Here is a 21,651-nt window from a genome sequence, read left to right as displayed (position 1 = left end):
CAACGCCAGAGTCTGGACCAGCGAAACCCAACGCGCCGAAGCCATCCAAGTCTGGAACATCCACTACAACTACCATCGCCCACACACCGCCGTCGGAGACCAACCCCCAGCCTCACAACTCCACCACGGCGTCACCAACCTCCTGATCGGGAACACCTAGCCAGCAAGAATCGTCACCATGTCGCATGATCGCCTCGAAGTCGTACGGTTGAGCAGGGCGCAGACGAAAGCCCTCATGGGCGAGACACAGCAGACCATCCATCACAAGCTCCTACCGAGTCTGATCATGCCCAACGTAGGGCCGCGTGGTAGCCCTGTACAGGGCGGGTCATGCGTGGTTCCCAGACTGCAACCGGTACAGCGGTGTAGCCGTCCGGCGTGCTAGCCACCTCGGCTTTAAGCGGTCACTCACGGGCAGTCCCGGTGCATACTCCTGAGCGTGGGACGACCGGTTGAGCGTCACCCGCCTCAATTCTCGATCTGGCAGTCCGATGGCCGGACCACCCTCCCTGACGCGTCTTTCAGTAGCTCAGCGCGGACGTCGGCAGCTCCTTGAGGTAGTACACGAGCGTCCAGTGCCAATCTGGCCTGCTCTCCCGGCCCACCTCGATGTAGCCGAGGACTTCATAGAAGGACATGGCTACGGGCATGTTCGTGGCCGTGTCCAGCCATGCCTCCTTGAATCCGCGGCTCGCCGCTCCTGCTTCCACCGCGGTCATCAACACGCGGCCAATCCCGTGCCGGCGCAGTGCAGGGTGAACTCGCACATGCATGACCTCGACCCGGGCCGGGAAGCTGGTCGGGCGGAAGCCTGCCATCCCGACCAGGTTGCCGTCCGTCTCGGCCACGAAGAAATCTCCACCCACCCCGAGGATGGTGGCGAACGGGTCGGCGAGGTCGGAGAACTGTTTCGGCGCAAAGCAAGCAGCGGGCAGTGGGATCGGGACAGACGGATCGGCCGTAGCACCTATGTGAGGCAGCACGGCCATCGCCCATAGGAAGGGCAGATCCTCGGGTTCAACGACCCTGACTGTCACCATTAGCGCAGCTTGACACCTCTGCGTCAGGCAGCGCACGCCGGTTTGCGGTTGATCACCCTGACGTGCCCCCGGAACGCCCCGCTCGCTAGCCCGTCAACGTCCCACTCCGCGCGTTGTTGGCGCGACGACGTACGTTCCCAAGCCGCGGTGCTGCTCGGAACATCCGGCAGTGCTGGGCAGCAGGTGTCAGACGCGCCCTGCCCAGGCGTTTTACAGGTGGGCCGCCTGGGGATCGAACCCAGAACCCGCGGATTAAAAGGACCGGGCGGGCTGATTTCGTGCGGCCGATTCACGCTCTTTTAGTGCGCACTTCGCGTGCACAACATGAGCTATTGGTGACGGCTACGTGCATGGCTGCTCGGCGACGCCCCCGTTGTGGCGCTGTGACGTCCGGCCGGAACAACCCGGCTGAAACATCGGGGGGATGCCGGACATAGAGAGAGTGTGGGAAGGACAGGAACCTGACGACTGTCACTCCCCTGTCACTCGCGTTTCCGCAGGTCGAAGCGGGTTGAGTGTCACAGTGACAGCTGTGACAGTGACGGCCTGCCCCCTGTCACCCAGGCCCATCAGGTACCACCGGATGGACGGCGGCCCCTGTACAAAGTCGGCCAGCGACGGGACTAGCAGGTCCCAAAGAGGGGCATATACGGTGCCCCTCAACGGGCGGCGGCTCAGGGCGGGACTCATAGGCAAGTCGTACGTATCGAACGTCTGCACGGTGAATCTGTCTGCCTGCTAGCTGCGGATGTGTGTGCCCACTTGTCGTCGTTTTTGAAGGAGTCTCGTTGCCAAGAATTACGTTGGCCCTGCTGACCGCCGCCGACAGCGTGGGCCTTGCCGTCGCCGCTTCACCCACCTGGGCGGATCCGGAAGTCCACGTCTCTTAACCTTCTGCACCGGGCGCAGACGGAAATTAGCTGGTGCGGTACCAACAGCCAGGACTCCGCCTATGACGGACAAGCACTGAACCAGCAGAACCTGGCGAAGGCTGCGTATCTAGATGCGCCGGCTGGCGAGGACGGCACCTTCCATGAGCACATCAGGCGGGGCTCAAATAGGTGGCTCTATGGCGCAGATCCAGCCTGGTACGTCGTCAGGGACGACCCGACTCCCGTTGAGTTCAAAGCCGACGTCACCGATGACATCGACACCCGGGGTGTCTGTCGCGGTATCCACATATGAAAATTGAGGGGAAGCTAACCCGCACTACAACCATCACTCAACCATCAGTATCGGCCACTTGGTCGCCACCTACGACTATTTCGTCGACTCCGACGGTTGGGACCGTACGCATATGGCGGACTTCTCAGCCGACTCTGTATTGCCCTGGCAATCGGAGCAGTTCTTCAACGGTGGCACCATGAACTACTTCGTCAATTCCTACATCCGATCAAAAGATAAGGCGATCGTCTGGTGACACGTATCATCGCCGCGTTGGCGGTCACGGCTTTGTCCGTGACCGCCTGCTCGTCCGGACCCCACGACCGTGGAGCACAAGACCCCGAGGCATCAAAGGCGGCGAGTTCGGTTGGCCACGATGGGGCTGAGTGCGACCCAATGCGTCTGCGACGTCGAGACGCCGTGCCGGCCGGAGAGGCTGGAATCATCAGCGATGAGCAGATCCTTCCCGACAAGATCCGCTCCGAGTCCGCGTCGTATCAGGCTTTGGCCGAGTCGGGCGAGATTCTAGTCGAAAGTGGTCGGCATGACGAGCCATCCGGTCTGCACCCCGGCATCCTGACGATCCTCGACCCGGCCACCGGAAAGCAGCAGACGATACGGGGCCAACACGACCGCCACGAAGGCACCCAGACCACGTTCTCCGCGTTCGACGCCGACCATGTGGTGTGGCTGGAACAGCCCGATCAGGTCCTCAGCACGTCGAACTGGGTGATGTACGCGGCCGACCGGCCGACTGGGAAGATCATTGAACTCGCGAGGGCGACCAAGATCGAGGAGCTCGACTCTGCGCCCACCGTTCCCGGTTACACGATTCCAGATCTTTACGAAGGGAAGGTTTACTGGGCCGAGGCCCGGCCGAATCCCGTTAAGGGCAAGGCGCCGGTCGTGAACATTTACAGCCGGGTGGTCGACGGGTCCGAACCCACCACGTTGGAGGTCAGGGATGCGGTCAGTCCCAGCGCCACCGGCGGCTGGCTTTACTACGCAGCCATCCACCTTGAACGTCCGAACGAGCCGGGTTATGCCATCCACCGCAAGTCGCTTCGGACTGGCAAGACCGAGCTGATCTACAGCAGCAGGACCAGCAGCGGTTTCTTCCTTGTCGCCGAAGGGGATACGGCCGCATGGGTCGAAGACCACAAGACCGTCAAAGTCTACAAAGACGCTCGACAGATCGCCCAGGTGCGTGCACCCGCGGGCTGGCTCGATGCTGGACGTGACGCTATTAGCTTCACGGCCAACGCCAACTACCTGCTGGACCTGCGCACCGGATGCCTGCACACCCTAGGCAAAACCCACCCCTCCGTCGCCTCGGTCAGGTTGGCCGGAACAAAAGTCACCTGGGTGGAGCGGCTCGACCCGATCGACGGAAAAGCGAAAGTCTGGCACGCCACAATCCGCTGACGAAGATCGCTAACTCCAACTCGTGGTTTCTTCGGCGACCCGGAGAAGTGCCGAAAACGGGACGTACAGATAGCGGGCGACGCGCAGTGGCCTTGTCTCTAGGCCTGCGGCGCGGGGAAGCCCTCGGACTGCGATAGCACGACGTCGACCTGGTGCGCGGCGTCATCCGTGTCCGCCAGGCCCTCTACCGCACCGACGGAAAACTCCAGCTCGGGCGGGTGAAGTCGGATGGGTCCGAGCGGGCCGTTGCCGTCCCTGACGCCTGCCGCACCGCCCTCGAGGAGCATCGAGCGCAGCAGGACAAGGAGGCGAAGGAGGCGGCCGGCAAGGCGTGGAACGACCACGGCCTGGTCTTCACCACAAAAATCGGCACACCAATCGAACCGCGCAACATCAACAGGCACTTCGCCACCCTCTGTGACCGGGCAGGCGTGCGACGCATCCGATTCCACGATCTCCGACACTCCTGCGCCACGCTGCTGTACGAACAGGGTGTGCCTGTCGAGCACGTCCAGGATGTCCTCGGCCAGAGCTCCCCAACCATCACGAAACTCATCTACGTCGACGTCACCGAGCGAGTCCAACGCACGGCAGTCGACCGCCTCAACTTCCTCTGGACGACGGCACGGAAGGGTGCCGTTGGGGTCAGGCGCGGGGGTCAGCGGGGCGGTCGGTTACGGCCGCCCCGTTCGTTTCGCCTGGTCAAACAGGGTGGGCCGCCTGGGGATCGAACCCAGAACCCGCGGATTAAAAGTCCGCTGCTCTGCCAGTTGAGCTAACGGCCCGGCAGTGAACGCAGCCTATCGGGACCGCGGGTGAGCCTGAGCCAAGGGCGGTGGCGGCGACCCGCCTCCCAGCTTCGGTACGCGACACCTACCCCTCGGTTGCTATCCGTACTGGCGCGGAGCCGTACAGTGATCTCGGTGACTGAGTCTCCGGGGGTGTGACTGTGACCACGACCGATACCAGCAACACCGCGACCTCGACCAAGCCGGGTTCGCCGCAACATCCGAGGGTGGGCCGGCAGGTGCGACGCGCGACGAGCCCTACCGTCGCACCGCCTGGCCCGAGCCGCGACCCACGACCTACACCGCTCAGCCGAGGCCGCGCGGGCGCCATCGTGACCGGTCTCTTGCTGGCCACCCTTGCCGCGGCGCTCGACTCGACGATGCTGCCATCCGTCCTGCAGGCCGTCGACGCTGATCTGAACGCCGGCAACCAGTGGACCTGGGTGGCTCCCGGCTACTTTCTCGCCGTCGCCGCCGGAATGCCGCTCTTCGGCACCCTCGGCGATACCGTCGGGCGGAAGAAGCTCTTCATGGTCGCGGCGACAATCTTTGTCCTCGGCGCCGCCCTCGCGAGTTGGTCGCCCGGATTCTCCGAATACATCGCCTTCAGAATGATGCAGGGAATCGGCACCGCCGGCATCCTCGTCGGCGCACAGTCCATTGTCGCAGGACTCACCACGCCACGCCGATCCGCCCCGCTCCTCGGAATTGTCCTCGGCGTATTCGGACTGGCGTCTTTCACCGGCCCACTTCTCGGTGCGGTACTTGTCGACCGCCTCACGTGGCGGTGGTGCTGCTACGTCGAGATACCTGTCATCGTCCTCTCCCTTGCCTGCGTGGGCTTCGCGGGCAAGATTCCCGGACCACCTCGTGCATTGAAGGTCCGGCCCGATGTGGTCGGCGCGCTACTGCTGTCGTGTGTCACCGCGTGCGTTTCTCTGTTGGTGATTCTGGGTGGGACATGGTACGCATGGGATTCCGCGGTGATGCTCAGCCTCCTTGGCGGTACAGGCGTGGCCATCGCGGTGTTCATGGTGGTGGAAAGGTACGTCCGGCCGCCCGCAGTTCCGCTACGGCTTTTCCGTGATCGTTCCTTTGTCGTCACCAGCATCGTCGCAGCCCTCATCGGCGTCGCGGTATTCGGCGTCGCGAGTTACCTTCCGGTGAGCCTGCAGCTCATACGAGGCACCACGTCCATGGAAACCGGAACAGCTTTGTTGCCGTTGGGCTGCGGCTTTTTCTTCGCCGCACTGGTTGCGGGTACGACCATGCGTAAGACTGTTTCGTACCGGATATTCCTCGCGCTCGGCATTGTCATTGCCATGGTCGGCATCGGACGGATTTCCGCACTCACGGCCGACACACCACAGTGGCAGGTCACCGTCGCGTTGGCGGCCATCGGCGTGAGCGCGGGTCTGGTCATGCCGGTCGTCGTCCTCGCCGCGCAGAATGTCGCCGGCCCCTGCCTGCTGGGCGTCACGACCGCGATGACGAACTACTTCTGGCAGTGTGGCGCGTTCCTGGGTGCGGTCGCGACCGGCGCCCTCGTCCACGACCGACTGGGCGGAGACGTCAGTGCCCTCACGGCTGGTTCGCCGGCCTGGCTCGACGACAACGGCGAGCTTCCCCTGGGCCTTGCGCGTACCGCTGATGGCCTCGCCTGGTTACTCCCCCACCTCGACGCGGAGGGGATCGCCTCCTTCGCGGCCGGCCTGCCGCCGACGTTCCGGTACGCCGTCCCCGTCCTGTTGGCCGGCCTGCTGATCGCGTGCGTACTGGAGGAGAGCACACTCCGTACCGCTCGTCATGTCGCGTGGAACGCGAACGCGCCTGCCGGTGACCGGCCCGGGGACACCCTCACGACGGAACACTCGAGCCCGGAACCCTCGAGCCCGGAACAACGCGGCCCAGGAAACCGCAGCCAAGAACCCCCCCACACCGAGAGCCGGAACCCGAACCACGTCGGTCCGTCTCCGGCCGCCACGCCACCAGCACAGACTCCGGCCGCCACACCGCCCGTCGCATCGACCACGGAACCGGATACAGCACTGGATACGGCACCGGACGCGCCTACCGGCGACAGCGACCACGGCTCACCGGGTCCCCGGCGGATCCAGGCAGTCGTACGCCGATCCGACGGCCGCCCTCTCCCGGGCGTCGTCCTCACCCTCTGCGACATCGCGGGCGAACAGGTCGCCCGCAGTGTGGCCGCGGGCGGAGGTCGTTACGAGCTCACCGCACCCTCCCCGGCTCCGTACCTGCTGATCGCCAGCGCCCACGCCCACCATCCGTACGCGCAGGTCGTCGACGTACGCCACGACCCGACCACCGTCGAGCTCACCATGACCGGCGAGACCGGCATCCACGGCACGGTGAAGAACGCCACCGGTGAGCCGGTCGCGGCGGCGGCCGTGACCCTCGCAGACCATGACGGCGAGGTCGTGCTCAGCGGTGCCACGGCCACCAGCGGCGGCTACCTGCTCGGTGACGTCGAGCCGGGCACCTACACCCTTGCCGTCACCGCCCCGGGATACCGCGCGTCCGCCCAGGTCGTCCACATTCCCGAGACGCAGAAGGTGCGGTGCGACGTCGAGCTGACCGGCGGCGGGCGGCTGCACGGCACGGTCAGCGGCGGCCGCGCCGGGCGCATCTCCGACGTCAGGCTCACCCTGGTCGACGGGTGGGGACGCGTGGTGCGGGCAACCGCGTCCGGGCCAAGCGGGCACTACAGGTTCGACGAGCTGCCCGAAGGTGACTACACGCTGGTCGCGAGCATGTATCCGCCCTGCGCCAGCGAGATCCACGTCGCCGCCGGCCACAACCACCAGCACGACGTGGAGCTCCGCTACCCGGAGCCGGACCGTCAGGGATAGAGCTTCTCCTTCCTGGCCAGCATCGTGACGTACTTCTCGATCCTCCGCGCGCGCGTCTCAGGCTTCTTGGCGTCGGCGATGCGGTGGAGGATCGCGTAGCGGTTCCGGCTGTCGAGACCGGCGAAGAACTCGCGCGCCGCGGCGTCATCTTCCAGCGCGGCCTGCAGGTCGTCAGGCACGGTCGCCGTTCGTGGGCCGTCATAGGCCGCGTCCCAGCGACCGTCGGCCTTCGCCCGCTCGACCTCGCGGAGTCCGGCGGGACGCATCTCGCCGGACTCGATCAGTCGGGTGACCTTGTCGCAGTTGATCTTCGACCACTTGCTGCGTGGCTTGCGCGGGGTGAAGCGCTGCAACCAGTGAGCGTCGTCGAAGGACTTCGCCTGACTGTCGATCCAGCCGTGACACAGGGCGAGATCGACGGCTTCGGCATAGGTGACCGACTCTCCGCCCGATCCCTTCCGGGCGATCTTGAGCCACAGCCCGGCGGAGGTCTCGTGATGGTCGGCGAGCCAGGCGCCGAACGCCACCGTCGTCGGGAACGAGAGCACCGGCAGCTCGGGCGGAACACTCGCGTTTCTGTTCACGGCGTCAGTCAAACAGCAGCCACCGACAGTGGATCATCAGCCAGTACGCCTGCGCCGACAGGCAGGTGTCCCGCCACTACGACTCGAGGGGCGCCGATCCGAACGCGACGTTGAACCTGTCGCACCAGATCACCACGCTCCGCAGCCCTGCCAGGTCGGCGTCCGCCGGGATCCGGTAGTTCTGGTTGCCGTCAGTGCCCTTCAGCTCGCCCAGCCGGAGGAATCGGCCGTCGTCGTACTTCCCCCATGACCCGCCCGCCGCCTGGTCGGTGATCCAGACGTGCAGGTCAGGACCATCGGAGGTGGAGAAGGTGTCGAGCCGCAGGTAGCGCTCGCCGTCGGCAAGCCGCAGGATCCGGGCAGTGCCCGTCGTCTCGTGCTCCTGGGTGACGAACTGCCCACTCGCGAGTTCCCTGGGCCCGGCCGGCGTGTCGTCCGGCGTCGGGCTGGCGCTGGCGCTGGCGGTCCCAGTCGGGCTCGGCGTGGCGCTGGCGCTCCGAGTCGGGCTCGGCGCCGTACTCGGGGCTGTGGGCGTCGCCGCTTCTTCGGCGACCGACACGGGAATCTCCTCGTTCACCGTGCTGCTGGTGAAGAGCCGCCATGGTTCGAAGGCCACCAGCCCGCCTGCGACGGCCGCGGTCACGAGCACGGTCACCACCGTCAGGACGCCCCGCCGGCGTCGCCACAAGCCCTGCTTCCTCCGCGTCATGTCCACCACAACGACTCGACCAAGGTTTCGATGCCCCCTGAACGGTTACCAACTTCTTACGCTGACGGGTGAGACCTGGTACACCATGTCCGAGACGCCATGTCCGACACGCCATGTCCGAAGGAGAGTCGCGGGCCGCCATGAGCGAGGAGACGACCGAACCCGGCGAGACGGGCAAGCCAAACGAGACGGGCCAGCCTGGCCAGACAGCGGCGGACCAGAATGTGTACGACGTCATCGTCATCGGCGGTGGAGCCGTCGGCGAGAACCTCGCCCAGCGGGTGGTGAAGCGCGGTCTCAGCGCGATCCTCGTCGAGTCGGAACTCCTCGGCGGCGAGTGCTCCTACTGGGCCTGCATGCCGAGCAAGGCCCTGCTGCGCAGCGGCGAGGCGTTACGGGCCGCGCGCGCCGTACCCGGAGCCGCCGAGGCGGTGAATGGGCAGCTCGACGTTCCGGCCGTACTCGCCCGCCGCGACGCGTTCACCTCTCACTGGAACGACTCGGGCCAGATCGAGTGGGCCAAGAACGCCGGCATCACGGTGCTGCGGGGCAGCGCACGACTCGACGGTACGAAGCGGGTGGTCGTCCAGCCCACCGACGAGTCACCGCCCAGAGTGCTCGAAGCCCGCCACTCCGTCGGCGTCTGCGTGGGATCGAAGGCCGCCATGCCGCCGATCCCGGGACTCCGCGAGGCACGCCCATGGACCAGCCGGGACGCGACCAGCGCCAAGGAGGCACCCAAACGGCTCGCGGTCCTCGGCGGCGGCGTCGTCGGCTGCGAGCTCGCCCAGGCATGGTCCGATCTCGGCTCGCACGTCACCCTGCTGGAGATGGCCGACCGGTTGCTGCCGGCGCTCGAGGCCTTCGCCGGCGAGCACGTCGCGAAGTCGCTCCGCGCCGCGGGCGTCGAGGTGCGTACGTCCACGACGGTCCGCTCCGTCGCCCGCGAGAACGACGGGCCGGTCGTCCTCTCCACCGACGCCGACGACGTCAGCGCCGACGCCTTCCTCGTGGCGACCGGGCGCGAACCCAACACCGCGACGGTCGGGCTGGAGACCGTCGGCCTCGAACCCGGCTCCTGGCTCGACGTCGACGACAGCTGCCGCGTGACCGCCGTCGAGGGCGGCTGGCTCTACGCAGCCGGGGACGTCAACCATCGGGCGTTGTTCACGCACATGGGGAAGTACCAGGCCCGTACCTGCGGCGACGCGATCGCGGCACGGGCGCACGGGGAGCATGCCGCACCGGTCGCGTGGTCTCCCTACGCCGCCACCGCCGACCACGGCGCGGTGCCGGCCGTCGTCTTCACCGACCCGCAGGTCGCGACCGTCGGCCTCACCGAGGAACAGGCGCGGGACACGGGTGTGGTCGTGCAAGCAGTGGAGTACGACGTCGGCAACGTCGCCGGCGCCGCGCTCCGCGCCGACGGCTACACCGGACACGTGAAGATCGTCGTCGACCAGGAACGTCTGGTCATCGTCGGGTTCACCGCCGTCGGTCCGGAGATCGGCGAACTCCTCCACGCCGCCACGGTCGCCGTCGTCGGCGAGGTCCCGCTGCCGCGACTCTGGCACGCCGTACCCGCCTATCCCACCGTGAACGAGCTGTGGCTCCGGCTGCTCGAGGCGTACGGGATGTGACGTCCGATCGGCGGGCCGTCCACGGTTCAGCCGCCCGGCGCCGTGAAGTAACGCCCACGACGGTGCAGGAGCGGGTCGCTCTCCTCCCCCAGTTCGATGCGTTCGAGCTCTGCCTCGACCGCCAACGCCCAGCCGAACGGCCGGGCCCGCATGAGCCGGCACCCCGCCCAGGTTTGTACGGAGGTGGGGACCGGACCCCAGTCCGTGTCCGTCCACTCGGCCAGCCGGAACGGCCCGCCCGGCGCCGGCATCAGACCGGCGAACGCATCGGCCAGCGCACGGTGCTCCCAGCGCAGAACGGAGACCGCGAACCGCCCGGTGGACTCGAGCAGCGGCCACAGTTCGGAGTCGCCGTCGACGAGCCCGAGAATCAGGCCAGGTTCACCCTCGGCCACGATGACGGCGGACACCGGAAGAGCGGCCCGACGCGGACGACCGGCCGCCAACTCGCCGGCGGTACCGGTGGCCGCGACGCCGACCGTACCGGTGGCCGCGACGCCCGCGGTACCGGTGACCGGCACGCCGGCCGACCACAACGTCACCGGCGCGGCCAACCGGCCTCGCAGCCGGCGTACCGGATCGCGCTCGTGCGGCGGCGGCAGGAACGGGTTGTCGCCGTGGATCAACCCGCCGCCCGCGGCCTCGTCGCCACTTTCCTGAGTAGGCACGCCCCTTAGCCTGCCCCTGACGACCTGCCGGTGCGCGCCCGACCCACGTCTGCCGGAGGTTCTGCGCAGTGCGGACGTCACGGACAGTCGGGGATGGATCCGGGAGGCCGGGACGAACAGCATGCTGGTACGCAATCCCCTCCGGAGCACCGATATCTCCCTGTTACCCGCGGTGCGTAACGAGTTCTTCACTTAGGGCGTCCGGACCTTGATACTCGACATCCGATGTGGGCGCGGCGTGAGAGGATGGGGGCCTTCGTCGATGACGGCGGTCCGGGGTCATACATCTGTGTCTTCGGTTCCTGGCCGACGTCTGGGGGCAACCGAGGGAGTGTGGTCGCCGTGAGTCTTCTCGACCATCAAGTCCACCAGCTCTCCGCATCCGCGCGTACCCGCCTGGAGAAGGATGAGATCGAGCTGACGCAACGACGCGCCGAGCTTGTCGCCGAACAAGGCAGCGACACCGGCGGCGATCTTGTCGACCAGGCGTCGTTCGCCACGCAACAGATCGAGATCGAGTCCATCGACCGGCGTCTGGCCCGGATTCGCGACCTCCTGTCGGCGACGACAGTGGCGAACGACGCGCCCGACGACACCGTTGCGGTGGGTTCCGTCGTCACGCTTCGCTTCGACGACGGAAGCACCGAGACCTACCAGGTCGGCTTGATCGAGGAGCAGGCGGGAGATGTCGTCGCACTCACGCCGACCAGCCCGCTCGGCCAGGCACTGATGGGTCGCCGGGTCAACGACAAGGTGACCTACGACGCGCCCGTGGGCGAACTCACCGTCGAGATCGTCGAGGTCCGGGCAGCCTGACCCGCGCGCCCCGTCGGGGCTCTTGGGGGACGCCTTGGGAACGCCTCGGTGAATGCCTCGGCGGCTTCTCGCCAGGCGTACACCGCCTCATCGTCGAGGTCGGGGCAAGCCCTACCGCGGCGCGCGTCGCCGGGCGTACACCGCCTCAGATCGTGTTCATGAAGAGTGCGCGGGCCTATGACCCGCGCACTCTTCGTGGTCACGCTGCCCGCCGGTCCCTGCCCGGCCTCGCGCCGAGTCCGAGGACGGAACTTTTCCACAGGTCCGCGTAGTGCTCCCGTCAAGGGGCACCGCAATGGGAGCACAATCAGAGGTATCTCTCAGCGGGCGGATACCTAAGGAACCTGGCCATGTCCGACGTGCTTGGCCTCGATCGGAGTATGCGCGAGGCGTACCACCTCCTCCTCCAGGGCAACGTGTCCACGGCAGCGCGCATGACCGAACGTCTCGGGATTTCACGCGCGCAGGGCGACCGGGTGGTTGCGAGACTCGTCGCGGCCGGCCTCGCGGCGGCGTCGCCGGAGGACCCGAGCCGGCTCATTCCCCTCGACCCGCGGCGTGGCCTCGGTCCGTCCATCGCGCGTCGACAGGCGAAGCTTCTCGCCCAACAGCACGAGCTGTCCCGCAGCCAGGAGGCGTTCGCGGCCCTGGTCGCCGCATACACCGCGTACGACGGGTCGCGAGCAACCGCTCCGGACGAGCTGTCGCGGAGCGGCGCCGCCGTACGCGGCCGGGTCGAGGACATGCTCGCGGCGTCACGGTCGGCGGTGATGTGCATCCTCGCCGAGGGCGCACGCGGGATCGCACTCGGCGTGTCCCCCGCCGCGATCGAGAAGGCGATCGACCGAGGCGTGTCCGTCCGCGCGATCTACGCCGGAAGCATCCTGGCCGACGACGCGGGCCGGGCGCACGCGCGCTGGCTGGTGTCCCGCGGTGGCAGCGCCCGGACCACTCCGTCCCTGCCGCCCGCGATGCTCGTCGTCGACCGGATGACGGCGATCGTTCCCGCCGAACCGAGCGCGGCGGCCGCGTTCGTCGTCCACAACCGCGCCCTCGCAGCGGCCCTCTCCGAACTCTTCGACCACGTCTGGGGCGAGGCACGCCTCGCGGCACCCGCCCCGGCTCAGGTCCGGGCTGACGCTCCGACCCCTCAGGAGCGTGATCTGCTCCGTTTGCTCGGCCGAGGAATGACCGACGCGTCGGCCGCGCGCCAACTCGGGGTATCCCTGCGTACCGTCAGGCGGATGATGGCCGAGTTGATGACCCGGCTCGACGCGCGGAGCAGGTTCGAGGCCGGGCTCCGGGCAGCCGAACGCGGCTGGGTCTCTGGATCGGACGCCACGTCTCTGCGGCGTCGACCCGGCTCGTCGACTGGCTCGGGCGCTCCAGCCGCCATGAACGGCTGACCCGCACGGGGCGGGGCGTTGCTTGCCTACGGACGACCGCCCCTGCCCTGCCTCACCCGCCAATCCCCCACGCCGCGGCCGAGGCATGGCTCAGCCGTAGCCCAGCTCGTGCAGGCGGTCATCGTCGATGCCGAAGTGGTGGGCGATCTCGTGGACGACGGTGATGTGGACCTCCTCGACGACGTCCTCGACGGTCTCGCAGATGCGCAGCGTCGGGTTCATGAAGATCGTGATCCGGTCGGGCAGGACGCCTGCGTAGGAATAGCCGCGCCCGGTCAGCGGCGTACCGTCGTACAACCCGAGAAGGTCACCCTCCCCCGGCGGCGGATCGTCCTCGACGAGCACCACCACGTTGTCCATCAACTGGGCAAGATCCGGCGGCACCTCGTCGAGCGCCTCGGCGACCAGGCCTTCGAACTTCTCCCGCGACATCTCCAGCACATCGCCATTCTCGACCCGCCCTGATTGCGAGGTCGCCCCGCAGGTGGGGTACAACGGTGGGGATGCCCGACCACCCGGTGTCCGACCTTCGAAGGCGCGCGATCGCCGTCGCCGGAGCGCTCTGGCAGTTCACGCGGCATTTGCGGCGGTTCGCGGGCCGGGTGGTCCCGCGACTGCGGCGGCCGGCCATGATCGTGGTCCTCGCGGTTGTCGCGTACGCCGGTGCATGGTTCGGCATCGCGTTCTTCGGCGCGACCCAGCAGCCGGTCGGTCCGGTCGAGACCACGATGCGGCTCATCCCGTCGTGGCGCGGCGAGTCCGTCCTCTCCCTCCCCCCACTCGGCACCCTCGAACTCGACACCCACAACGGCCCGGTCCAGCTCCAGGTCTCCGTCGACCGGATCAACCAGGAGGCCGCGGAACGGATCCTCGCCGACCCGAAGGTGCTCAGCAAGATCGAGCCGGTGATCATTCGTGACCTGCGGGAAGGCGTATACGCCACCGCGACGAAAGCGCTCGTGATCGGGACCCTCAGCGCCATGCTGGTGACCCTCATCGTGGCCCGCCGCCGGACGCCGACCATCATCGCCGGCGGAAGTATGGCGGTCACGATCCTCGCGGTCTTCGGGCTCGCCAGCATGACCGTCGACCCGCGCGCCGTCACCGAACCGAAGTACACCGGCCTCCTCACCGGCGCGCCCTCCCTCATCGGCAATGCGCGCGACATCGCCGAGAACTTCGACGCCTACGCCGACGAGCTCACTCGGCTCGTCACCAATGTCACCAAGCTCTATGACGTGACGTCGACCCTTCCTGCGTACGAACCCGAGGACGACGTGATCCGCGTTCTGCACGTCGCCGACCTCCACCTCGGCGAGCACGCCTGGGACATCATCGACTCGGTCACCCGGCAGTACTCCGTCGACGTGATCGTCGACTCCGGCGACATCACCGACCACGGCCTGCCGGCCGAGAACTACTTCCTGCAGCGGATCCCCTCTCTTCGCGTTCCGTATGTCTGGGTCCGCGGCAACCACGACTCCGTGGAGACCGAGGAAGCCATGCGCCAGTTGCCCAACGTCATCGTGATGGACGGCAAGGTGAAGACGGTCGAGGGAATCCGGTTCCTCGGCGCGGGTGATCCCCGCTTCACACCGGACCGGGACGGGCGTGACATCGCCGGGGAGACCGAAGCGGTCGCCCGCCAGGCGGCGGCCATCGCCAACGTGGCGAAGAAGTCTGAGCCCGCGGTCGACGCGATCGTCTATCACGACAGCGCGGGCGCGGCGTTCTTCGACGGACACGCGTCCCTGCTGCTGACGGGGCACGGCCACGAACGGCTCAACCTCGTACTCCCCGGCGGCAGTCGACTGATGCAGGAGGGTACGACCGGCGGTGCCGGGCTGCGCGCCCTCGAGAAGGACAAACCAGCGCCTATCGAACTCTCGGTGCTCTATCTCGACCGGTCGACCCGGCAGCTCCAGGCGTGGGACGAGATCACCCTGGGCGGGCTCGGCCTCACCTCGGCCAAGATCGACCGGCACCAGGTACAGCCCGACGAGGAGGCCACCACGCCCAGCCCGATCCCGCGTCCCTCGGGTCCAGTGCCCACGAGCCCTGTCCCGACGCCGACGATCACCCGCCTACCCGAGGAAGAGTCCTCGCCGTCCGATTCGCCCTCGCCGTCCGCACCGTCCTCACCTGGGGCAGGATCGACTGGTACGCCCGACTCCGGCGAGACAGAGCCGGAAAGCCCCGCCGCACCGCGCTAGGCCGGCCTGGCGGTCCGTCAGCGTTGCATCGGCGGCGCGTCGGCGGTCCACTCGCGATCCGGGGACTCCGGGTGTGCCCGGTTTGGAGTGGCGAACGGCGTACCCATAGACTTGGGCGGTCCCTGACGGCGGAAAGATCCGCTGCAGCTTGCCCTCATCGTCTAGAGGCCTAGGACGCCGCCCTTTCAAGGCGGTAGCACGGGTTCGAATCCCGTTGGGGGCACGACCGCCGCCGTGCGATAGATTCGTCGGCGCCGGTACGTAAGGCATGGCCCCGTAGCGCAGCTGGTTAGCGCGTCGCCCTGTCACGGCGAAGGTCGCGGGTTCGAGTCCCGTCGGGGTCGCTGCGGTGGCCGGTGCAAGCCGGTCACCGCAGTTGATGGGCAGGTAGCTCAGTCGGTACGAGCGTCCGCCTGAAAAGCGGAAGGTCGACGGTTCGATCCCGTCCCTGCCCACCACCTCTGACCAGCGCAAACGCAAATCGGCGGACGCGCTGTAGGGCCGATTGACGCCAGCCTTGACGCCAACGCCGCTCGGATTGACCACTAGCGAAGACGCTCATCCAGCCTCCGCACCGCTGCCCGCTTCTCATCCAGTGAGGCGTGGGCGTAGATCGTCATCGTGACATCGATGTCAGAGTGACCCACGATGTCTCGCACGATGTGCGGCGCCGTTCCAAGATCCAGGAGCAGCGTCACGCAGCTATGCCGTAGATCGTGGAACCGGATCGGACCCAGCCCTGCCGCCTCCCGAATCGGGTACCAACTACGCCGAAGGTTGTCCGGCTCGACCGGCGTCCCGGTCGTCGTCGTGAAGACGTAGCCGGAGTCCGCCCACTCTGACCCGGCCAGCTCCCGATCGCGATCTTGCCTCTCGGCTTGCTGCCTGAGCGCATCGATGCAGATGCCGAGGAGTGGGATGGTTCGCCGCGAGGTCCTGGTCTTGGGCGTGACCGGCTGAAGACGCCCGCCGACCCGTTGCAGACTACGCCGCACCTCCAGCACTCCCCTCTCCAGATCGATGTCCTCCCATCGCAGTCCGAGCAGCTCGCCGCGTCGTAGCCCGAGGTAGAGCGCCAGGACGTAGAGCGCGTAGAACCTGTCATTCTCGGCGACCTCCCGGAGCTTCCTCGCTTCGTCGGCACCGACTCCGCGGTTGACCTCATAGGTCGGAGTCGAGACCTGAACCAACTTGGCGACATTGCGGCCGATCAGCTCCTCCCTGACGGCAGCCTGTAGAGCGTTCCGTAGAACGGCGTGGACCTGCTGAACTAGGCGGGGCGAGGGGACCTGCTCGCAGCACTTGCCTACTGCACAGCACCTCTGATCGCCCTCAGCCCGCCTGCGATCCACGCCGTGCAGGCAGCACAGGCAGGTGTTCCGGACCTGGGTCAGGAACGTGCGGACATCCGCAGCCGTGAGACGGTGAAGCTTCTTCCGGCCGAGCCGTGGGATCAGATGAACACGGACGACCACGCCGTAGCCCTGGTAGGTCTTTGGCTTCCTGGCCGGCAGCACCACGTGATCCAGCCAGTAGAGCAAGAACCGCTCGATCGTCCAGCCTGTCGCCTCTGCAGGAATGCCCTGATGCAGCCTTGACAGCGCCGCCACCAAGGCCTTGTTCGCGGCCTTCTCAGTGTCCGCGTAGTAGTCCCGCCGAGCGGTCGTGCCGTTCGGCATCAGGACGTACGCGCGAGCGACCCACCGACCGTCCTTGCGTTGATAGACGGTGCCGTTGCCGTTGGGTCGCCGCTTCCTCCCTTCCCTCGCCTTCTCGGTCATGCTGCCGCCTCCTCTTCTGCGAGCAGGGCGATCACTTCCGGCAGGGCGTCGACCGGCACCAGGCGGCGTTTCCCGATCTTCACGGTCCGGAGACGACGTGATCGGATCAGGTCGTACAGCGTGCTCTTGCCGATGCGGAGCCGCTCAGCCGCTTCGGCCGTCGTCAACAGCAGGTGATCCATGCGGTGGTACTCCTTTCGCGTGGTTGTGGGGGTGGTTGACACGTACGCGTCAACCGGTGGTGGCGATCTCCAGGCGTCCGACGTAGCGGTGTTCGCGGGCGAGAGCGGCGGCGGTGTTGGCCAGCAGGGCGTCGCCGGTGGTGTGCCAGCCTGTGCCGGCGTAGACGAGTTCGGCGATGGTCTCGATCTCTTCGTTTTCCTCGAGGTGCTCTTGCCGTTCGTGGTGTGCTCGGCGGTAGTCGACACGGGCCTTGCGGAGTTGGCGGAAGGTGGTGGAGTAGCGGCGGGACTTGGTGAAGAAGTGGCCGCCGAAGCCGAGCATGTGTGCCCAGCGGCGTAGCCGGTGGTAGCCGCTGTCCTCCCACTCCGAAGTGGTTTGGAGGCCGCGTTGTCCGAGGCGCCAGCAGGAGGCGATGAGCCGGCCGGGGTGGGTGTTGTTGGCGTAGAACTCGACCGTCGAGGGGGTGATCTTGCGGGAGGTGTGGCCGGTGATCTCGGTGGCTTTGGTGGCGTACTTGGCGAGGTAGCCGGCGACGGCGTTGCCGGTGAGCATGCGGCGGCGGCCGGTGTGGTCGAGCTCGTCCGCGACGCGTTCTTCGGTGAGGGGGTCGGTGCCTCGGACGCGGACGGGGCGGATGTCGATGCCTTGAGGGCTTCCCCAGGCCATGGGCCAGCCGTCGGGCTTGTTGACGAGCTGGTGGCCGTGGTGGTCGTTGAGCACCAGGCCGTGAGTCTGGAACGAGGTTTGTTCGACGGCCTTGCGGAGAATCCACGCGAGCAGGAACGAGTTGGCCCACGCCGGCGGCGGGATCACGTCGTCGGGATCGTCGGGGTTGATGCCGTCGAATCGGGCGAGGATGTGGAAGTGGACCAAGCCGCGTCGCTGGAACTCGGCACACTTGCCGAACGAGATCCGCACCTGCGTCTTGCCCCAGCGGAGACGACCCGTACCAGGGTTGCTGACGCGGGTGACGTGGCCGTGGTCGCGGGCGTACCGGTCGAGCAGCCGCTTGGCGGTCATCTGGGTGCGTCGCCACAGTTCGCCCGCTTGGGCGTTCCAGACGGCGTGGTGGTCGTAGTCGTAGCAGTCACCGCAGAGGGGTGTGCCGAGGCGGTGGTCGCCGTCCTGATGGACTCGCATGCACCGTAGGTCCACGCCGTGGGGGCACAGGTCGGGGCTTCTGCGAGCGCGGCAGGGCGCGGGCTTGTTCTTCTTGTTGGTGCGGGTGGTGTGGACGATGCCGAACCCGGGAGCGGTCAGAGTGGCGAACACCGCCGGATGCCCACCCACCGTCTCGGGTACGCCTTTGCCACCTTTGAGGCCGGCGGCGACGAGCTGGTAGGCGTCAGCCCGGTAGATCTCCGCACACGAGGGACACACGGAGGCGCGGCGGTTCCCGCAGGCTTTGTAGATCACCCCGTCCGGCATCTGCGCGGTCGAGGTGGCCGTCTCGTTGATGATCTGGCCGGTGGCCGCGTTGATGGTGCGGGTGCGGAGTTGCCCGGCGAGACGCACGGGTTGGCTACACCCGGCTGCGGAGTGGACGTGGCGGAGCCAACGCGGATAGTCGGGTCGGGCACCGCGGGCCATCGCGGTCGTGGTCGCGGTGAACTTGTCGAGCCCGGTCAGGTTCGCCAGGTCGATCGTTGTTTCGGCGTCGGCCACCGCCCCCGACACAACCTGGGTGTCGGGGGTGAGGGTCGAGGTCGAAGCGGTCATGCTGCGGCGCCCTCGCGGCGTGCGCAGGCGGGGCAGAGGGCGTTCGTGTCGTCGACGAGCCAGCCGTAGTCGGCGAACTCGCCAACAGTGCCGACAAGGCCAGCGGTGGCGCTGAACGTGGCATCGCAGGTGTCACAGGTCGCGTCGTACGCGGCCTCAACGTGAACAGCCATCCCGGGATCTCCTTCCTTTCGTGGCGGGTGGTGCTGCTGTTTTGAGGCCCCGACCGACCAGGCCAGGTAGTGGACTGGTGGCCGGGGTCCCCGCTTGCGTGCTCATGCGGCGATGCGGTGGTGTGCATCGGCCGCCTCATGCATGTCGATCTGGATGTCGTTGGTGTCGTCTGGTCGGTTGTTCTGCACCGACAGGTAGATGGCGGTGGAGAGGAAGCCGGCGACGCCGGCGAAGGCGAGGGTCAAGACGCCAGCGAACAACCACCGGATGTCGGCGCTTGTGGTGATGAGCCAGCCGTGGATGGTGCCGGCGCCGAGTGCGGCGGGGATACCGACCAGGAGGACGGCGAGTGTGGGTCCGGTGCGTCCGTCGATGACCTTGCCCGCGACCAGGGCGACGACGGACAGAACAGCGAGTGCGGCGATCAGGCCGGGGAGACCGATCGTGGTGGCGAGAGTGGTCATGCTGCTTCTCCTTCGCGGTAGCCGTAGGTGTCTTCGTGTTCGGTGTGTTCGCGGTGGCAGTCCACGCAGCAGCCGAGCGAGGTGGGGATGGTGTAGCCGGCGTCTTCCTTGCACAGTGGGCAGATGCGGCGCGCTTGCAGTGCCTTCTCGATCGCGTGAAGTTGCGCGAGGCTCGGGACTCGCTTGGGTTTGGCGTGGTCGATGCGGTAGAGGTGGGCCACGGCCGGTTTGCCGTAGCGCATCCACAGCACCTGTGCGGCGATCGGTTGTCCGCCGGGGCATAGCTCCAGAGCGAGGAGCTGTCGTTTGGTGGCGAGCCCTTCGGGTGCCATCTGCCACCCGTAGGTCGGCATCCCGCCGTGGTCGGTGCCATTGGGGTCGTAGAACTCGATCCGGTAGCGGCGGTTGTCGGTCCGGCGACGCCGAGCCCGACGGGCTTTCTTGCGGTTGCGTGGTCCTCGGTAGTCACTCATCCGGCTCACCTCCGCTGTGGTCGCCGATGTGGGGGTCAAGGACGAGCACCTGGTCGTGACGGCCGGTGAAGTGGCGGTGTTCGTCGGGTGCGTTGAACGCCGCCTGCTCGGGTGTGCGGTCAGCGGTACCGAATTGGCCGCATGTGCAGGCCCAGCCCCACGGGAACTTTTCGGCGATGGTCGCGGCGTAGTCGGCGGCGTCGTCGGTGTTGATGAACTCGCCCGGGTAGGTGTCGATCACCGCCTCGGCGGTGACAATCTCGGCGGTGTTCTGAACGATCCGGATCAGGTGCTCTTCCTGGTGATGGGTCATGTGGTTGCACCTCCGTTCGTGGGGTGGTGGCACCAGCAGTGGCAGGCAGGGAAGACGCCAGGGTCGGCGAGCGGGTGTGATCCGCACCCGCTGGCGCAGGAGCACACGCCGGTGTGCTCTTGTGTGGTTGCCATCGAGCAGCGGCGGCCGTGGATCTGGCACAGCCCGGCGTCGTCCCAGGCATGCTCGATGCCATCGACGTGTGCTCTCATGCAGCTGCACCTCCTCGGGTGAGGCCGTGGCGGATGGACATGGAGCGGGCGACGAGGGTGTCGATTTCGTGGTCTTCGAGGTAGACCGAGCGGAACTTGAAGGGCCGGGACTCTTCGGCGAGGCAATAGCCGACGCCGGGCCGGTTGGTGGGGATCTTCGAGGCGTCGTAGCCCTTGTCGGCCCAGCCGGTGCCGAGGATGATGTCGCTCGACGCCTCGGTGGTGGAGCGGAACGCGATCCGGTAGTTGAAGACATCGCGAACCCTGGTGGGAACGATGTCCGCACTGGGACGTTGGGTGGCGGCGCAGACGAAGATGCCGGCGGCGGGGCCGCGTTGTACGAGGTCCATCAGCAGGGCGAGGAACCGGTCCTGCTGGTCCTTCGACCCGTACACGGATGTGAAGACCGAGAGTTCGTCGATCCAGACGGTGATGAGGTCCATGCCGTCGCCCTTGACGACCTTGCGGCGGCGGCGTGCGGTGAGCCAGTCGTAGCGGCCGTTCATCTCGGCCTGGAGCTGGGTCAGGACGTGGATGGCGAGGTCGATCTCGGGGCCGACGAAGAAGTCGGCGATGTCTCGCCACAGGATGAGTTCGACGATCTTTCCGTCGATGAGGATGATGCGGGTGTCGGTGCATTGGGACATGTGGCCGACACCGTTGGAGATGAACCCGGACTTGCCCGACCGGGAGACCCCGCCGATGAGCAGGCTGCGGGTGGCGAGTTCGATGCCGAACGGGTCGCCGTACTCGTCGATGCCGAAGTGCACGGTGTCGTAGCCCGACAGCCCAGACACCTGCGCGTGAGACGCGTTGTCGGTGGGGTTGGGGATGTGGGGGGAGTCCCCGGCCTTGCGGCCGGGGATCACCTTGAGCAATCTAGGGCGTGTCCCGTAGATCTTGGTGGTCGAAGTTCGATAGATCATTGGTGTGTTTGATCGTCATGACTTGACTGATGAGGAGTGGCAGCGGCTGGAGCCGTTGCTGCCGGAGCAGCCGCGGCAGG

General features: G+C 67.1%; 21 protein-coding genes, 4 tRNA genes and 1 pseudogene. 12 read left to right on the top strand and 14 right to left on the bottom strand.

The window, feature by feature from the left end:
* Window positions 1-160: integrase core domain-containing protein (locus ABNF93_RS33620; RefSeq protein ID WP_349332305.1), on the top strand; the 160-nt coding region annotated here is incomplete at its 5' end.
* Between the two features lie 361 nt (window positions 161-521).
* On the opposite strand, the gene ABNF93_RS33615 is transcribed toward ABNF93_RS33620, so the two are convergent.
* Window positions 522-989, bottom strand: coding sequence for a GNAT family N-acetyltransferase (locus tag ABNF93_RS33615; RefSeq protein WP_349332304.1), 468 nt, complete (start codon window positions 987-989; stop codon window positions 522-524).
* Window positions 990-2,283: 1,294 nt separating this feature from the next.
* Between ABNF93_RS33615 and ABNF93_RS33610 the strand changes: the two genes are divergently transcribed.
* The 3 genes and pseudogenes from ABNF93_RS33610 to ABNF93_RS35190 form a co-directional block, all read left to right on the top strand.
* Window positions 2,284-2,460 (top strand): hypothetical protein, encoded by a 177-nt coding sequence (locus ABNF93_RS33610; RefSeq protein WP_349332303.1) that lies wholly within the window; start codon window positions 2,284-2,286, stop codon window positions 2,458-2,460.
* 164 nt (window positions 2,461-2,624) lie between these two features.
* Window positions 2,625-3,629: a hypothetical protein gene (locus ABNF93_RS33605; protein WP_349332302.1), complete on the top strand. Its 1,005-nt coding sequence runs from the start codon at window positions 2,625-2,627 to the stop codon at window positions 3,627-3,629.
* Window positions 3,630-3,781: 152 nt separating this feature from the next.
* A pseudogene (locus ABNF93_RS35190) lies at window positions 3,782-4,141 on the top strand (tyrosine-type recombinase/integrase); the annotation flags it as partial.
* A gap of 200 nt (window positions 4,142-4,341) precedes the next feature.
* Here the strand turns inward: ABNF93_RS35190 and ABNF93_RS33595 are convergent.
* Window positions 4,342-4,414, bottom strand: a tRNA-Lys gene (locus tag ABNF93_RS33595).
* A 335-nt stretch (window positions 4,415-4,749) separates the two neighbouring features.
* On the opposite strand from ABNF93_RS33595, the gene ABNF93_RS33590 reads away from it, so the two are divergent.
* On the top strand, window positions 4,750-7,290 hold the full coding sequence (locus ABNF93_RS33590; RefSeq protein WP_349332300.1) for an MFS transporter: 2,541 nt from the start codon (window positions 4,750-4,752) through the stop codon (window positions 7,288-7,290).
* Here ABNF93_RS33590 and ABNF93_RS33585 read toward each other — a convergent pair.
* Together ABNF93_RS33585 and ABNF93_RS33580 are read right to left on the bottom strand one after the other, a co-directional pair.
* On the bottom strand, window positions 7,281-7,874 hold the full coding sequence (locus ABNF93_RS33585; RefSeq protein ID WP_349332299.1) for a YdeI/OmpD-associated family protein: 594 nt from the start codon (window positions 7,872-7,874) through the stop codon (window positions 7,281-7,283). The genes ABNF93_RS33590 and ABNF93_RS33585 overlap by 10 nt on opposite strands.
* Before the next feature lie 76 nt (window positions 7,875-7,950).
* Window positions 7,951-8,583, bottom strand: a complete 633-nt coding sequence (locus tag ABNF93_RS33580) for a DM13 domain-containing protein (protein ID WP_349332298.1) — start codon at window positions 8,581-8,583, stop codon at window positions 7,951-7,953.
* A 140-nt stretch (window positions 8,584-8,723) separates the two neighbouring features.
* Between ABNF93_RS33580 and ABNF93_RS33575 the strand changes: the two genes are divergently transcribed.
* Window positions 8,724-10,223 carry a dihydrolipoyl dehydrogenase family protein gene (locus ABNF93_RS33575; protein ID WP_349332297.1) on the top strand — a complete coding sequence of 500 codons (1,500 nt, stop codon included), beginning with the start codon at window positions 8,724-8,726 and terminating at the stop codon, window positions 10,221-10,223.
* A gap of 26 nt (window positions 10,224-10,249) precedes the next feature.
* Here the strand turns inward: ABNF93_RS33575 and ABNF93_RS33570 are convergent, their stop codons facing one another.
* Complete coding sequence (locus ABNF93_RS33570; RefSeq protein ID WP_349332296.1) at window positions 10,250-10,891, bottom strand: flavin reductase family protein; 642 nt, start codon at window positions 10,889-10,891, stop codon at window positions 10,250-10,252.
* Window positions 10,892-11,233: 342 nt separating this feature from the next.
* On the opposite strand from ABNF93_RS33570, the gene ABNF93_RS33565 reads away from it, so the two are divergent.
* Together ABNF93_RS33565 and ABNF93_RS33560 are read left to right on the top strand one after the other, a co-directional pair.
* Window positions 11,234-11,707: a GreA/GreB family elongation factor gene (locus ABNF93_RS33565; protein WP_349332295.1), complete on the top strand. Its 474-nt coding sequence runs from the start codon at window positions 11,234-11,236 to the stop codon at window positions 11,705-11,707.
* Between the two features lie 350 nt (window positions 11,708-12,057).
* Window positions 12,058-13,113, top strand: coding sequence for a helix-turn-helix transcriptional regulator (locus tag ABNF93_RS33560; protein WP_349332294.1), 1,056 nt, complete (start codon window positions 12,058-12,060; stop codon window positions 13,111-13,113).
* Window positions 13,114-13,203: 90 nt separating this feature from the next.
* On the opposite strand, the gene ABNF93_RS33555 is transcribed toward ABNF93_RS33560, so the two are convergent.
* Window positions 13,204-13,545, bottom strand: a complete 342-nt coding sequence (locus tag ABNF93_RS33555; RefSeq protein ID WP_502877675.1) for a metallopeptidase family protein — start codon at window positions 13,543-13,545, stop codon at window positions 13,204-13,206.
* Between the two features lie 71 nt (window positions 13,546-13,616).
* Between ABNF93_RS33555 and ABNF93_RS33550 the strand changes: the two genes are divergently transcribed.
* The 4 genes from ABNF93_RS33550 to ABNF93_RS33535 all read left to right on the top strand — a co-directional run bounded on the left by ABNF93_RS33550 (window position 13,617) and on the right by ABNF93_RS33535 (window position 15,784).
* Window positions 13,617-15,326, top strand: coding sequence for a metallophosphoesterase family protein (locus ABNF93_RS33550; RefSeq protein WP_349332292.1), 1,710 nt, complete (start codon window positions 13,617-13,619; stop codon window positions 15,324-15,326).
* A 150-nt stretch (window positions 15,327-15,476) separates the two neighbouring features.
* A tRNA-Glu gene (locus tag ABNF93_RS33545) sits at window positions 15,477-15,549 on the top strand.
* Window positions 15,550-15,596: 47 nt separating this feature from the next.
* A tRNA-Asp gene (locus ABNF93_RS33540) sits at window positions 15,597-15,670 on the top strand.
* Between the two features lie 37 nt (window positions 15,671-15,707).
* Window positions 15,708-15,784, top strand: a tRNA-Phe gene (locus ABNF93_RS33535).
* Between the two features lie 87 nt (window positions 15,785-15,871).
* On the opposite strand, the gene ABNF93_RS33530 is transcribed toward ABNF93_RS33535, so the two are convergent.
* From ABNF93_RS33530 to ABNF93_RS33495, 8 genes are all read right to left on the bottom strand, one after another.
* The gene (locus ABNF93_RS33530; RefSeq protein WP_349332291.1) at window positions 15,872-17,107 is read right to left on the bottom strand and encodes a tyrosine-type recombinase/integrase; all 1,236 of its coding nucleotides are present in this window, start codon (window positions 17,105-17,107) and stop codon (window positions 15,872-15,874) included.
* Complete coding sequence (locus ABNF93_RS33525; protein WP_349332290.1) at window positions 17,104-17,289, bottom strand: helix-turn-helix domain-containing protein; 186 nt, start codon at window positions 17,287-17,289, stop codon at window positions 17,104-17,106. Before ABNF93_RS33525 ends, ABNF93_RS33530 begins: the two co-directional genes overlap by 4 nt.
* A 49-nt stretch (window positions 17,290-17,338) precedes the next feature.
* Complete coding sequence (locus ABNF93_RS33520; protein WP_349332289.1) at window positions 17,339-19,009, bottom strand: replication initiator; 1,671 nt, start codon at window positions 19,007-19,009, stop codon at window positions 17,339-17,341.
* Window positions 19,006-19,182, bottom strand: coding sequence for a hypothetical protein (locus ABNF93_RS33515; protein ID WP_349332288.1), 177 nt, complete (start codon window positions 19,180-19,182; stop codon window positions 19,006-19,008). Before ABNF93_RS33515 ends, ABNF93_RS33520 begins: the two co-directional genes overlap by 4 nt.
* Window positions 19,183-19,284: 102 nt before the next feature.
* A complete protein-coding gene (locus tag ABNF93_RS33510; protein WP_349332287.1) occupies window positions 19,285-19,647 on the bottom strand; it encodes a hypothetical protein in 363 nt (120 codons plus the stop codon).
* On the bottom strand, window positions 19,644-20,120 hold the full coding sequence (locus ABNF93_RS33505; RefSeq protein WP_349332286.1) for an RRQRL motif-containing zinc-binding protein: 477 nt from the start codon (window positions 20,118-20,120) through the stop codon (window positions 19,644-19,646). The genes ABNF93_RS33510 and ABNF93_RS33505 overlap by 4 nt, the downstream gene beginning before the upstream one ends.
* A complete protein-coding gene (locus ABNF93_RS33500) occupies window positions 20,113-20,433 on the bottom strand; it encodes a hypothetical protein (protein ID WP_349332285.1) in 321 nt (106 codons plus the stop codon). Before ABNF93_RS33500 ends, ABNF93_RS33505 begins: the two co-directional genes overlap by 8 nt.
* Before the next feature lie 208 nt (window positions 20,434-20,641).
* A complete protein-coding gene (locus ABNF93_RS33495) occupies window positions 20,642-21,514 on the bottom strand; it encodes an FtsK/SpoIIIE domain-containing protein (protein ID WP_349332284.1) in 873 nt (290 codons plus the stop codon).
* Window positions 21,515-21,651: the final 137 nt, after the last annotated feature.

The sequence above is a fragment of the Actinopolymorpha sp. B9G3 genome (genome assembly GCF_040120725.1).
In the GTDB taxonomy this organism is placed as follows: Bacteria; Actinomycetota; Actinomycetes; order Propionibacteriales; family Actinopolymorphaceae; genus Thermasporomyces.
The sequence above is the reverse complement of the archived record's forward strand: the minus strand, read 5'-3'. Positions and strand labels throughout refer to the sequence as shown.